We start from the raw sequence: 14,819 nt of genomic DNA, 5'->3' as shown, positions 1-14,819 counted from the left end.
ATTAGTATTTTCTCTCGAAAAAAGCTTACACGTTGTAACGGGTTACACGTCAAGTTTTACTTTTACAGAGCAGATGAGGCATACTATATTTGGCGTTTATTCGCAGGAAAGGAGCATCGGGATGTCCAAATTTGATGAAATTATGAAACGTTCCGGTTATTCGAGGGCTACGGTATCCCGGGTCATTAACCGTTCACCACACGTCAGTGATGAAGCAAGACGCATTATTACAGAAATTATGAATGAGCTGGACTACATACCTAACCGGAATGCAGTTTCTCTGTCTACAGGGCAGACGAAGCAGATCGGGATTGTCACTGCGATGATTGATGAACTGAGTTTGACCTTCATTAACCAATTTATGGATACCGCGATGGACTACGGATTCCAGACGATTGTATATATGTCGCGCAGTGATAAACAAATTGAGCTACAGGCATTCGAGGATTTGCGGAGTAAACGTGTGGATGGTTTGTTAATCGTGACTTGTGTGAATGATCCGGGGGAATTGAAAACATATCTGCAATATGGACCGATGGTGTCCTGGCAACGCATGGGGAACGACGAGATTCCTTCGATTGCAATGGATCAGGCACAAGGGTATAGACTGGCGCTGGAGCATGTGGTATCGAAAGGCTACACACGTATTGCGAATGTGTTTGGCCGCAGTAATAGTCTGAATACGAAAAGCCGCCGCGAAGCATATGAGACATTCATGACGAGCCAAGGACTTCCCGTGTGGCGTGAAGCATATCAGTATTCCGTATTTACTTCATCAGACGGAGAAACGGCCTTACGACGTATGGCCAACGGAGGAGAGCTACCGCAAGCGGTGCTGTGTTCCAACGACTATGCTGCAATAGGCATCATGAGTGAAGCGCGCAGACAGAACATACAGGTTCCAGATCAGCTGGCTATTGTTGGATTTGATGATATTGAATTGTCACGTGTGCTTGAGCTGACAACCATTCATAATCCAATTGCGGAGCAAGCGAAACAGGCTTTTTATCATTTGTGGAGAGTGCTGGGGAACGAGGAACATAAGGCGACATCACTGGCATACCGTTTGATTGAACGAGCAACGACTTGAGCGAAGCAAGACGGATGATATTGATTCTATTCAATTCAATAATTATTCAAATTTAAAGTAAATCTGACTCGGATGCATGTTTTATAATACGGGGAAGGAGCTTACATACGTTGTGTGAGAATCGAATACAGCGTTGTAAAGCATCATGTTATAAGTTACATATTTCACAAACAATTTAACGGAAAGGTGAGAGCATACGGAATGAACACGGTCACAGGTCGCTTCAGAATTGCAGGAATCTGGGAGGGGATATCCCTTCTACTACTCGTATTTATTGCAATGCCACTCAAATATTTTGCGGATATCTCTTCAGCTGTAGCCATACTGGGGATGATTCATGGTATTTTATTTCCTCTATATCTCATTGCACTGGTACATGTAGGCTTGGTCAAAAAGTGGAAGATATCACTGTGGATTATGGGGCTATTGGCGGGACTGCTTCCTTTTGGAACATTTGTATTTGAGTCTTATCTCAGAAAAAGAGATTGGCAGTAACGAATAACGCATAGCTCATAACACATAGCGTATGGTACACATTGCAACGTAACGCGAACGAACAACCTCCTGAACAGAAATCAGGAGGTTGTTTTTGTATAATCTTTTGCACATTAGGAATTGCATCAGTTATGTATGTCCAGATGTCCAGCATGGAACGATCAATCGTTATCTTGGTTTAACGGTTCCCGTTTGTCGATCAGATAACACGCTATATCCGTTGTCTGTCGGTGCCGCCGAAGCAAAAGCAGCGAATGAGGAGACAACAAACAGGGCAGCAAGGAGCAGGAGCGTTTTCTTCGTCATATACAAACCTCCCTTCTGCAAGAATGAGCCACACATCCATTTTAATCCAAAAATGAAACTTGTGGGAATTTTTTTCGGAGCTGAACTATCTTTTGCAATTCAGTTGACCACCGTCGTTTGCTTGCGATATTCAGTGGGATTCAATCCGGTGTGTTTCTTGAACTGTCTGGAAAAGTAATACGAATCGCTGAATCCGAGATTGTCCGCGATTTGAGTCATCGTTAGAGAGGTGCAGTGAAGCATCTCTTTGGCTTTATCTATTTTTCGGCTGGTGAGATAATGAATGGGGGGCATTCCTACTTGCTGTTTGAAAAAACGAATGAAATAATTCGGATGCATATGCAGCATCTTAGCCAAATCTTGAACGGACATGTTCTCTTCGATATGAGTATCAATATAGGTGAGCAAGGTGGATAATTTTTCAACCACGGGCACGTTCAAGTAGGTAATCTGGTTCACATCCAAGTTCATGATGTAATAGGAAAGCAATTCTGTCAGTTTACTCTTGGCCATCATGCGGGCGTAAATTTCATTGGAATTCGCATAGGTTAACACACTGCCAAAGATGTCCTGAAATCGTTCGGGCTGATTCACGTCAACAACGTGTGGGAATTTGAGAATCTGAAATAGATTGATTCCCCCGACTTTGGCGGAAAAATGACACCAGTATTTGAGAAAAGGTTTGTCACTGATTACTGAATAGGATTGTTTTATTCCTTCCGGCATCAAAAAAAGCTGTCCTGGTTTGGGGTAATATTCCTGATCCCCGATTCGCAGCCAGCCTTCTCCCTCGCAAATCCAATACAATTTGCTATAGTCCGGTGTGTAGTCCAGATCTCTCCAATCCGGGCCGCAACGGTTGTAATTCACCATAAACAGATCCACTTCCAGATTCGACAAATAGTTGGTCAGCAGTGTTTGATGATCCATGAGCATATCTCCCTGAAGGTTATTATCGTCCATCTAAACGTTAATGTTCTGCATGTGCATCGGAATCCTGCCACACTACAATACAAATGTAGTCAACCAGGAAAGGATGGGGATAACACATGAACAAACATGAATATTTGCGACATATCGATACCAGTATTGCTAACGGAAAATTCAAGGACAACTGGACTTCGCTTCGTGAAATCGTCGTTCCCGAGTGGTATCCAAAAGCAAAATTCGGCATTTTCATCCATTGGGGCGTGTATTCGGTTCCGGCTTATGATAGTGAATGGTACTCCCGTAATATGTACATTCAAGGGTCCAAGGCTTATGAACACCACCTTAAGGTATATGGAGACCATAAGGAGTTTGGATATAAGGATTTCATCCCGATGTTTAAGGCAGAGAACTTTGATGCAGACGAATGGGCGACTCTATTTAAACAAGCAGGTGCAAAATATGTTATGCCGGTTGCCGAGCATCATGACGGTTTTCAGATGTATAAAAGTTCTATCTCTCACTATAACACATATGAAATGGGCCCTAAACGTGATGTGTTAGGTGAGATGAAAGTCGCCTATGAGAAGCAAGGGTTAACCTTCTGTGTGTCGTCCCACCATGCCGAGCACTGGTTCTTCATGTCTCATGGCAAAGAATTCGATTCCGATATCAAGGAACCGTTGCAGTGCGGGGATTTCTACTGGCCCGCCATGCCGGAGCCGCCCGATTTTCAAGACCTGTACGGTTCACCGCCTTCGGACGAATTTCTGGAAGATTGGCTCATTCGATGCTGTGAACTGGTAGATGAGTATCAACCGAGGGTGTTCTATTTTGACTGGTGGATTCACACGGTGGCGTTCAAGCCCTATCTGAAAAAGTTCGCAGCGTATTATTATAACAAAGGCGAGGAATGGGGCATTCCCGTTGCCATCAATTACAAGCATGATGCGTTTATGTTTGGTGCAGCGGTTCCTGATGTAGAGCGTGGACAATTCGCTGAGCTTAAGCCTTATTTTTGGCAGACGGATACCGCAGTTGCGAGAAATTCCTGGTGTTATACGGAAAATAATCAGTACAAAACGGCAGAAGAGATTATTCGGGATCTTGTGGATATCGTCAGTAAAAATGGAAGTCTACTGCTCAACATCGGGCCACGTGCAGACGGAACGATTCCAGACGAGGATCGCAATATTCTGCTACGTATCGGGAAGTGGCTGGAAGTGAACGGAGAGGCGATCTACGAGACCACGTACTGGCGTACGTATGGTGAAGGGCCTACAGAGGTGAAGGAAGGTCAGTTCACTGACGGAGATACGAAGGTTTTTACAAGTGAAGATATACGATTTACGGTAAAAGGCAGTAGTCTGTATGCGACGGTAATGGTGTACCCGGATAACGGGATCGTGCACATCCAATCGTTGAAAGAAGGATCTCCGCATTTTCATGGAATAGTTGAGCAGGTTCAGATTCTGGGATATGAGGAGCAGCCAAATTGGGAGCGAGATGAAAATGCTTTAACGCTTACCACTATGGGTGTGCAGAGCAATGTACCTGTCGTATTTAAAATTGATCTGGACTAAGTGTGAAGAGAACCGGCGTAAGAGCTGGTTCTCTTTTTGTGGATTATGCGCAAATGCGAAAGGTGTATAGGTCAAAGGTGTAGACATTAGAAGTTAAAAAGCATGATATAGACTTATTTTCTATTTTTTTCAAATAAGGACTTGTGCAGTTCCCACTTTGAAACTATACTATACCAATAAAATCCAATTTAAGCCTAAATTTAACTTTTATATGTAATTCAAGATGTATTCTGTTAATCAACCCGTACGAATCACACTGATTCACTTACCACTTCATGGCGAGCGTTATACGAACACTTCCGAATATCCTCCACACGAATGCTTACGACATCCCAGTTACTCTCTTATGACACCCACACTAATTATTGATGACCTCAGTCAACATAAAAACCTTTATCTAAAGTGCCATTTTCTCACATTTATTTAACCTATGGACAATTTCCAAATGTTTCAGTTCCCTATGTTCCCCTAACCAAACCTGTAAAGGAGGTGAGGCCGTATGTGAAGTGAAAAGAAAGTAAGTAAGGTGACGTAAAAGATGTCCGATGATGGTCACTACACCGCTACGAAATCAACAATTGCATTCATTCACAGAGAAGGGTACTTGTACTAGACCAAATAATAAAGCCGGGTAAAGGGAGTGGAAAAGTTTGATAAAATTAAAACCGTTACGCAAGCCCGTTTCCATGGGGCTCTCGCTTCTCCTTGCATTATCAATGGCACTTCCGGTTTCTGCACAGAACTCATCCTCATCTAAAATCGATATGAAGTCCAGCTTGGCTGAGGTTTCAACGTCTAAAGTGAATGCCAAACTGACCAAAGCCTTTGAAGGTAGCGAATATGTCACCTATCTTGTCAAAATGAAGGAACAGGTGGATACCAAGGCTGTCTCCAAACAAGCGATGGAAAAGGCAACGATTGCCAAGGAAACACCTTCGGCAACCAAGCTGTCTGTGCGGAACTCTGTGGTGAGTTCCCTTCGTGAAACGGCTTCGCGGACACAATATTCAATTGAAAATTATCTGGAAAAGGAAATTGACCTGGGGAAGGTCAAAGAATATAAAAGTTACTTTATCGTGAATTCACTCGCGGTCACCAGTACCAAAGAAGTCATGGAACAGATTGCGTTGCTGCCAGAGGTAGAGAAAATTCTGCCGAACGAAACGCGATATCTCGATAAGGCGGAAGTAAGTAAGCAGCCAGCGAGTGTGTCGCCAGCGAAGGATTCCGTCCAATCACCGGCTAAAGAGTCAGCTTCACAAGGAACTGCAACCAAAGAAGCGGATTCCAAGGTGAAGAAACAGACTGAAAATGTCGAATGGAATATAGATTACATCAATGCACCTGCGATCTGGGAGAGAGGCATTGATGGAACAGGCATCGTGGTTGCCAATCTGGACAGTGGCGTGGATTACACGCATCCTGCGCTTCGCAGTAAATGGCGTGGTCTGGACGCTTCAGGCAATGTCGTTGATCCAGAGCTAAGCTGGTACGATCCGCATAGCGGCGCGACTCTTCCTGCTGATGCAGACGGACACGGTACCCACACCATGGGAACGATGGTTGGTTCCGAAGCGAACGGCACGAATAAGATCGGCGTTGCACCTGGTGCAAAGTGGATCGGAGTGCGTATTTTTAATCCGGAAACAACAGATGCCATTATTCTGGATGGCGGACAATGGCTCATTGCCCCAGTGGATGCCGAAGGCAATCTGCATCCTGAACTCGCACCGGACGTTGTAAATAATTCATGGGGCGGAGGCGCAGGGCTCGACGAATGGTTTAGACCGATGGTTCAGGCTTGGCGTGATGCTCAGATTTTCCCTGAATTCTCTGCAGGGAATGTACGATTGGGGAATCCGGGCGGTCCTGGTTCCGTTGCGAACCCGGCCAACTATCCTGAGAGTTTTGCTACAGGAGCAACCGATATTAACGGCAATTTAGGTTCATTCTCATTGCTGGGACCATCCCCGTATGGTGAGATCAAACCAGAAGTATCCGCCCCTGGCGTGAACATTCGTTCAGCCGTGCCTGGAGGTACATATGAAGGTGGATGGGACGGCACATCCATGGCAGGTCCGCATACGACGGCGCTCGCAGCATTGTTGCTTCAAGCGAACCACTCTCTTAACGTGGATCAGCTGGAACAGATCATCATGGATACGGCGACACCGCGAACCGATAGCAAATTTCCGGTTACCCCGAATAACGGCTATGGTCACGGAATCATTAACGCACTGGATGCGGTTGGTTCGGTTCTCGAAGGCATCGGTACTGTCTCCGGAAGAGTGGTTACGGCTGGAGATGATCTGGAAGAGCCGGTGCTGGAGCACACGCCTGTAAATACGGCGTTTAGGGGTCTGGACATTCCTTTAACGGCACATGTGACAGATAATGTAGCGGTAGTTTCCGTCGAAGCTTTTGCCAGAACCAAAGGCACGAAGCAGTACGTCTATCTTCCAATGAATCGGATTGAAGGAGACAGTAAAGCAGGTACGTATACTGCGACGATTCCGGCTTTCCTGATTGAGCCAGAAGGTGTGGAGTATTACATTCGAGTGAATGATTATGGCAACAATGGATTTGAGAGTAAGGTATATAACATTGCGGTGTCTAATGGTGTCAAACCTGGATATTTGCAGGACTTTGAGGCCGATCAGCTTGGCTTTACTACGGGCGGCACAGGCAGTACGTGGGTTTGGGGGGCACCTGTAAGCGGGCCGAAGGCTGCTTACTCAGGTGAGAAAGTGATTGCTACCAATCTGCAAGGCACGTATCTGCCTAATAGTAATGCGTACTTGCTTGCTCCTCCGATCGACTTGACAGAAAGCCCTGAAGGGGCATTGTTAACATTCAAACATTGGTATGATATTGAGAATAATCTCGATTTTGGCAAGGTATACATTGCTTCTGAAGATAACGACTATGTATTTGAAGAACTGCTTAGTTACACAGGAACGAGTGGTGGATGGAAAACACAGTACATTGATCTGCGTGATTATGCCGGACAGCAGGTGTTCATCCAGTTTAATCTGACCAGTGATGCTTCAGTTCAGAAAGCTGGTTGGTATATCGATGACTTTGCCGTTCAGGAACTAGACGATATTGCTCCAGGAACGCCTTCAGCTTTGTCTGCAACAGCGGATATTCTGGGGAACGTAACGTTGAACTGGACGGGTTCGAATGATGAGGATCTTGAATCTTATGTGGTTTACCGTTCCGAAACGGCTAGTGCCGGTTATGAGGCTGTCGGCACGGTGAAGAAAACCACATTTACAGATACGGCTACGGAGTCAAATACTACGTATTATTACACCGTGGCGGCACGTGACTATAGTGGTAACGAAAGTGAGAAATCAAATGAAGTTTCCATCACCGTAGAGGTGCCGGAAGATATTTATATCGATTCGTTTGATGGAAACGATGATAATGGCTGGACTCACGCCGGAACCAAGGATGAGTGGGAGCGAGGTATCCCGTTAACGGGTCCTTTAAGTGCGGTATCCCCGCCTAATGTGTGGGCAACCGATCTCGACAACACGTATGAGAATGGTTCCAACTACTCGCTGGTATCCCCGGTGATTGATTTGACGGATGTCTCTGATGCGACACTTACGTTTAATCACTGGTATGAGATTGAAGGTGGATATGACTTCGGTTATGTCGAAGCTACCAAAGATGGAGGAACAACCTGGACAGAACTCGGCAAATTCTCGCATAACACCAACGGAAAACAGTGGACACCTGTCTTCTATGGACTGGATGCACTAACGGGGAATGAAGTTCAATTCCGTTTCCGATTAACCTCGGATAACAGTGTGGTGAGAACAGGTTGGTTTATCGATGATTTCCGTGTACTGGGTGTTGCTACACCAACGGTAACAAAGGATGAAGCCGTTGTGCTTTCGAGTGACAAACCTAAACCGGACTATGATAATCCATGGTACAAAGTTACGCGTACAGACAAAGCAGAATTCAATAAGACGAAACAACAAGAGCCTGCTATCGAAAAACCGGGCACGGGTTCAGTTCAGCCGCAAAGTCTGCCGGCTAGTGCAACGGTTACCGTGCTTGAGACCGGGCGTTCTGTGAAAACAGACTCGTCAACAGGGAAGTACAACTTCACACATGTTGCAGGAGAGTATACGTTAAAAGCGGAGGCATACGGTTATTATCCGCAAACGAAAACGGTGACGATCACAGATGGTGGCGGAGCCAAAGCCAACTTCAACCTGGAAACGATCCCTTATGGACAGATCAAAGGGGTGGTTAAGGATGAACGCTCAGGTCAACCGGTAGCGGATGCCTCGGTGCTCGTTGTGGAGGATGCTAAAGTAGCAGAAGTTCGTACAGGAGCAGACGGAAGTTTTACGCTTCAAGTGTTAGAGGGAAGTTACACATTGTCGGTTCGCGCGGCGGACTATTACAGCAAAAAAGTTACGGTGACTGTTCCGGGCAACGGCACAGTAGATAGTAATATCGCTTTGAAACCATTTATCGGTTTCCCAGGTGAAATTGCTTATGACGACGGTACAGCCGAGAATGCAAGAGCTTTTAATGCTGCTGATAATGCATGGGCCGTTCGAATGACTCCAGAGCTCGAAACAGCTCAAGTCACGGGAGCTTCGTTCCGATTCTGGAATACGGAGTGGCCTGTACCTGGTGGGACTGCTTTCCAATACGCGGTTTATGATGCATCAGGTGCTGGTGGAGCACCAGGCAAAAAGCTTGCTGGACCGTTCAATGGTACGGCACTGCGGAACGATCAGTGGACTTCCGTAGAATTCCCTGAGCCAATTATTGTGACAGGTGATTTCTACATCGTTTATATCCAGAGTTTAGCGGGTACAGCTGCTCCTGGTCTGGCTACGGACGAGGATGGAACTTATGCGACCCGTAGCTGGCAGCGTGTAAGCGGGGCATGGAGTGCTTCCCCTGCTGAAGAGGGGAACTACATGATCCGCGCAGTGGTACAATATCCGGTGAATGCTCCGGTGCTTACACCACCAGCGAATACGTATACCAATCAGTCTACCTTTACGATCGCTGGAACATCTCCTGCTTCTGGAGCACAGATCAAGTTTTACAATGGCAAGGATGCTGCAGGAACAACAACCGTAAATAACGGAAAATTCTCTTATGGAGTAAAGCTGCGGGCGGGCGTTAATGTGATTACCGCAGAAGCTGTCATTAATGGTAAAACGACAGATCGTTCACTTCCAGTCATTATCATTCTTGACCAGACCAATCCGCAAGTGAATGGTGTCAGTCCGGCGGAAGGAAGCCGGATTAATACCGAGGTCGTTCATGTGACAGGCAGTGTGGTGGAACAATTCCTCGACAAAGTCACCGTGAATGGTCAAACCGTGCAGGTTGACAGAGACAGAAAGTTCAGTCATCGCGTACTGGTGAATAAAGGTGAAAACATCATCACAATTGTGGCAACCGATCTTGCCGGAAATAAAACGACAGTAACACGTAAGGTTTATGTGGAAACGGAAGCGCCTGAACTTACCGATATCACGCCAGCCCAAGATGTACGAATTACATCAGGGGAAAGTCTCAACGTTTCGTTCAAAAGCAAACCGGGATTGCAAGCCTCTTTCCGAGTTCAGTTGCCTTTGAATCTAAACGCGGACGGTGCGGGAGAGGTGCCTCTGGTGGAAACAGAACCGGGTGTATACACAGGCTCTTACACAACACCTGCTAATCTTGTGCTTGAAGGTGGAGTCATTGTGATCCGGGCACAGGATGCCGCAGGCAACAAGGCTGAAGCTCAAGCCGCTGGAAAATTGTTTGTCCATGCAGAGCAAGGAGAAAACAAAGCAGAAGGGCAACCTGCTCCAGAGAAGGAAGCTGAGGCAGGGAGTGACCTGAAATCGGTCCCAACCGATACAGGCTCTAATCCCGCTGAAAGTCTTGAACCATAGTCTGATCCGGTCAGGGGGCATAACCTGTCCATGCTTTGACATCATCTGAATGGAAGTTTTGTAAGCTATATATAGGCTTTGTCAGCTAAATTCAGTATCTGCTAAAAAACGGTAAGCCTGGAATCAGGGCTTGCCGTTTTTTGGGGTTTAACTATGCACACATACAATAATTTTCATCTCTCCTTCACTTTAATGATATAACATGATATATTAGGGTATAAGAATTATGAAGTAAAGTGTTTATGGAGGTGCTTGTATTGGCGAAAGACTCGGCTTCCAAGCCGATGTATGAACAGATCTTTGAGTCGTTGAGAGAACGAATACAGCAACATCAATATAAAATTGGTGATCGTGTTCCATCGGAAAAAGAACTATGTGACGAATTCGGCGTGAGCCGGATTACAACGAAGAAGGCGCTGGAAATGCTGGCCAATGAACAGCTGATTGTTCGACAGCCGGGACGTGGTTCATTTGTGGCCGATACCGCTTTGGATGAGTTAGGACGAGATGTTACGTCTGTAGCCAACAAAGGACAGAAGCAGGAACGTAAACTGCTCATCGGTCTGGTCATTACCAATTTCAGCGATATGTATGGAACAGAGCTTTTATATGGTATGGAGGAAGCTTCACGAAAACATGACAGCTTTCTTGTGCTTAGACGTTCTTTCGGTATTCCCGAGCAGGAGGAACAGTGTATCCGTGAGTTGCTGGAGCTTGGGGTAGACGGTTTAATTATTTTCCCTGCACAGGGGGAATATTTTAGTGACGAGATTTTAAAACTGGTGGTTGGCAAGTTCCCGTTTGTAATGATAGACCGATATCTTAAAGGGATTCCCGCTTCCTCGGTTAGCACGGACAATGTCAGAGCAGCAAGAGAAGGTACAAAGTATTTGTTCGATCTGGGGCATCAGCATATTGCTTTTCTTACGCAGCCTCCAGTGAACACAACGACCATTGAGGAACGAATTGAAGGTTTTATTGAGGCGCACAACGATCAGGGTATACTTGTGAATCGAGAAATGTGGGTGGAGTCTATCCTTTCGTCCTTGCCGAATGAATTCGATCCTGAAGCCAAGCATCGTGACGTGGAGAAGCTTGTTGCGCATTTTAAAAAATACCCGCAGATTACAGCGGTTTTTGCAGCTGAATATGACATTGCATTACTTGCTTTAGAGGCCGCAGAACAGTTGGATATGCGTGTACCCGAAGAACTGTCCATCCTGTGTTTTGACAGTCCGCATACCGAAAGGTATTCGCGAATTACCCACCTCAAGCAGAACCAGTTTGATATGGGAGAAAAGGCGTTTGAAATGGTCTTGCAACATATGCAAGGTCAAGAACTAGGCGGGGTTAAGCGAGTTGTCCTTCCTGCGTCCATCGTAAAGGGAACCTCGACAAGTCAGGTAAGAGAGCGTGCTGTTTTTCAACCGAAATAAGGGTATTGAATTTGTGGAATTCGATGCACCAGATGGATAAGATCAGATGAATATAACGGAGGCTTTGGTGACGAAGTCTCTTTTTGTTGTGCATATGTTCTTATTGGCTTTAATGACAAAAGTTAACATACCATTTGATTTATTTTATGTAAATAACATGATGTTATATAATTAAATATATTGACATAACATTTAATTCGTTTTAGGATGATGAAAGCGGTTAAACTTTTGATGTTTAAGGAGGACTCATGCACATAACGAGAAAAGATCAGAACATTTCTCCTTCCATTCAGGAGATGATCGGCAAAGTGAAGGCTAGTTTGCCAGACCATCCCAAGCTTGTGGAGATGTTTGAAAACTGCTTTACCAATACATTAACAACGACGATTCAGCGTAAGGAAGACGGGACAACATTCGTCATCACCGGGGATATTCCCGCCATGTGGCTCAGGGATTCTGCGGCTCAGGTCAGACCGTATCTGATGCTTGCTTCAGAAGATCAGGAACTGTCGGATATGATCGCCGGGCTGGTTGAAAGGCAACTTAGATACATTCTGTTAGACCCTTATGCAAACGCTTTTAACGAAACAGAGAGTGGCAATGGACATCAATCGGATCTTACAGAAATGAATGACTGGATCTGGGAGCGGAAATACGAGATTGATTCACTGGCGTATCCAATTCAGCTCAGTTATCTGCTATGGAAAAATACAGGCAGAACGGATCAGTTTAATGCCACGTTTCGTAACGCCGTCAACGAGATCATCTCTTTATGGCAAGTAGAGCAACATCATGAGACCCGTTCTCCATATACATTCCAGCGACTGGACGCCCCCGAGACGGATACGCTCGGAAGAGAAGGGCGAGGCACAGAGACCGTTTATACGGGTATGACCTGGTCGGGTTTCCGCCCAAGTGATGACAGATGTGAATATGGATATCTGATTCCATCCAACATGTTCGCGGTAGTAGCTCTCCGATATGTAGAGGAGATTGCACTTGCGTTACTGGATGAACCTGTGCTGGCCGAGACAGCTCGAAAGCTGGCGGAACAGATTGACGAAGGAATTCGGAAATATGGAATGGTGGAGCATCCTGAATACGGGACGATCTACGCGTATGAAACGGACGGGAAAGGCAACCACAACCTGATGGATGATGCCAACGTACCAAGTCTCTTATCTTTACCCTATCTCGGATATGTTACGGAAGATGACGAGATCTATCAGAACACACGCCGGTTCATATTATCCGCACAGAACCCTTATTTTTATGAAGGTTCTTCGGCTTCCGGAATTGGTAGTCCGCACACACCCGAAGGATATATATGGCACATCGCCTTATCTATGCAGGGACTAACTTCTGTAGATCGGAATGAAAAAATGAACATGCTTCAGTTGATCCAGCGGACGGATGCGGATACAGGTCTGACGCATGAAGGTTTCTCGGCGAATGATCCACATGAGTATACCCGTCCATGGTTTTCCTGGTCCAACATGTTATATAGCGAGTTAGTCATGGATTATTGCGGATTCCGCATACAGAAATAGGACAAAAAGGAGATCGAGACATGAGAAAATTTTCGATGAAACTGCCGGTGGCAGCTGCGATGACTTCTTTGCTTATTCTGACGACTGCCTGCTCAAGTGGAAGTTCTTCCACAGGCACGACTAGTGATGGGAAAAAAGAAGTAACCGTATCGTTCCGTTCCTCTGGTTCGGAGGACACCCTTACGAAGTTTTTCAAATCCGGACTGGTCGAGCAGTTTGAGAAAGATCATCCCGATATCAAGATTAATATAGCACCTGTGCTTGCTAGTGAAGGCGATTACACTTCCAAAATGGTGTTACAGATGAAATCACCGGATACTGCACCTGACGTCATTGCCGAGGATACCTCTATTATTAAATCGGACGCAGCTGCAGGTTACTTGGAGCCTCTGGACGAGCAAGTGAAAGGCTGGGCAGATTGGAACGGCAAAATTATCGAGAACCTGAAAGCCGGAGTAACTGGAGAGGACGGCAAAATCTATGGTATACCAGCGACTTCGGATACACGCGGCATCTGGTATAACAAACAGCTATTCCAGCAAGCTGGACTACCTGTACCGTTCAAACCGGCAAGCTGGGATGAAGTTCTGGAAGCGGCCCGCACGATCAAGCAGAAGCTGCCTGGCGTAACGCCGCTGAATCTCATTGTCGGTAAAGCGAACGGTGAAGGCGTAACGATGCAGACGCTGGAGATGCTGTTATATGGTACAACGGATACGCTCTACGACGATGCAACGAAGAAATGGGTTGTGGACAGTCCGGGATTGCTGGATTCCTTCAAGTTTATTGATCAGGTCTTCAACAAGGACAAAACCGGACCAACCATGCAAGTAGCGCTTAACGGACAGGCAGGAAGCATTGCGTTCCAGCAGCAATTTCCGCAAGGCAAGCTGGCAATGGCGGTCGATGGAAGCTGGGCAGGTTCTACATGGGCGGAAAATGGAGCTGCTCCGATTCCGAATGTAGAAGAAAAAATCGGTTTCGCACCGTTCCCGACACAGAATGGACAGGAGCCAGGTGCGACCACAATGTCTGGAGGCTGGGCGTGGTCCGTTCCTGCTCAGGCGAAAAACAAAGAAGCAGCCTGGACGTTTATTGAGTTTCTGATGAACAAAGAAAACGCAACAGCACGTGTCGTTGCCGAGGGCAGTCTCAGTCCACGCAACGATTCGACAGAAGTTGAAGGGTACACGAATCGCCCTTATACGAAGGAAGCACAAGAGCTGTTGAATGTGGCTCACTTCCGTCCGGCCAATGATCAATATGCATCGGTATCCGCACAATTGCAAAGCATCGTGGAGAGCATTGCCTCCGGAAAACTTACGCCGGAAGATGCCATCAAACAGTTCAAGGATAATGTCTCCCGAGCAGTTGGAGCGGAGCATATCGAAGAAAAATAGTTTACTTGCAAGAGATGTGAATTAGATATCTATAGAAGTTGAACTTGTCATTTACACAAAAACGAAGTGAACGTGTAAATATATCTTTGGTTCAACTTATAT

At 46.0% G+C, this 14,819-nt stretch carries 9 protein-coding genes; 7 read left to right on the top strand and 2 right to left on the bottom strand.

Features of this window, described 5'->3' with window-relative positions; genetic code table 11:
* The first annotated feature begins 121 nt into the window (after positions 1 to 121).
* Complete coding sequence (locus J2T16_RS04590; RefSeq protein ID WP_154889350.1) at positions 122 to 1,090, top strand: LacI family DNA-binding transcriptional regulator; 969 nt, start codon at positions 122 to 124, stop codon at positions 1,088 to 1,090.
* Positions 1,091 to 1,291: 201 nt separating this feature from the next.
* Positions 1,292 to 1,585, top strand: a complete 294-nt coding sequence (locus J2T16_RS04585) for a DUF3817 domain-containing protein (RefSeq protein ID WP_154889347.1) — start codon at positions 1,292 to 1,294, stop codon at positions 1,583 to 1,585.
* A gap of 168 nt (positions 1,586 to 1,753) precedes the next feature.
* On the opposite strand, the gene J2T16_RS04580 is transcribed toward J2T16_RS04585, so the two are convergent.
* Positions 1,754 to 1,891, bottom strand: a complete 138-nt coding sequence (locus J2T16_RS04580; RefSeq protein WP_167375824.1) for a hypothetical protein — start codon at positions 1,889 to 1,891, stop codon at positions 1,754 to 1,756.
* Between the two features lie 99 nt (positions 1,892 to 1,990).
* Positions 1,991 to 2,821: an AraC family transcriptional regulator gene (locus tag J2T16_RS04575; RefSeq protein WP_154889345.1), complete on the bottom strand. Its 831-nt coding sequence runs from the start codon at positions 2,819 to 2,821 to the stop codon at positions 1,991 to 1,993.
* 119 nt (positions 2,822 to 2,940) lie between these two features.
* Between J2T16_RS04575 and J2T16_RS04570 the strand changes: the two genes are divergently transcribed.
* The 5 genes from J2T16_RS04570 to J2T16_RS04550 all read left to right on the top strand — a co-directional run bounded on the left by J2T16_RS04570 (position 2,941) and on the right by J2T16_RS04550 (position 14,717).
* Positions 2,941 to 4,401 carry an alpha-L-fucosidase gene (locus J2T16_RS04570; protein ID WP_221788628.1) on the top strand — a complete coding sequence of 487 codons (1,461 nt, stop codon included), beginning with the start codon at positions 2,941 to 2,943 and terminating at the stop codon, positions 4,399 to 4,401.
* 650 nt (positions 4,402 to 5,051) lie between these two features.
* On the top strand, positions 5,052 to 10,331 hold the full coding sequence (locus tag J2T16_RS04565; RefSeq protein ID WP_336122616.1) for a S8 family serine peptidase: 5,280 nt from the start codon (positions 5,052 to 5,054) through the stop codon (positions 10,329 to 10,331).
* A 248-nt stretch (positions 10,332 to 10,579) separates the two neighbouring features.
* Positions 10,580 to 11,767, top strand: a complete 1,188-nt coding sequence (locus J2T16_RS04560) for a GntR family transcriptional regulator (protein WP_312027616.1) — start codon at positions 10,580 to 10,582, stop codon at positions 11,765 to 11,767.
* Positions 11,768 to 12,015: 248 nt separating this feature from the next.
* Positions 12,016 to 13,317, top strand: coding sequence for a glycoside hydrolase family 125 protein (locus tag J2T16_RS04555; RefSeq protein WP_221788632.1), 1,302 nt, complete (start codon positions 12,016 to 12,018; stop codon positions 13,315 to 13,317).
* 20 nt (positions 13,318 to 13,337) lie between these two features.
* On the top strand, positions 13,338 to 14,717 hold the full coding sequence (locus J2T16_RS04550) for an extracellular solute-binding protein (RefSeq protein WP_336122617.1): 1,380 nt from the start codon (positions 13,338 to 13,340) through the stop codon (positions 14,715 to 14,717).
* Positions 14,718 to 14,819 lie beyond the last annotated feature (102 nt).

Origin of the sequence: Paenibacillus intestini, assembly GCF_030803945.1 — a bacterium.
Classification (GTDB): Bacteria; Bacillota; Bacilli; order Paenibacillales; family Paenibacillaceae; genus Paenibacillus; species Paenibacillus polysaccharolyticus.
This window is presented reverse-complemented; position numbering and strand designations above follow the sequence as displayed.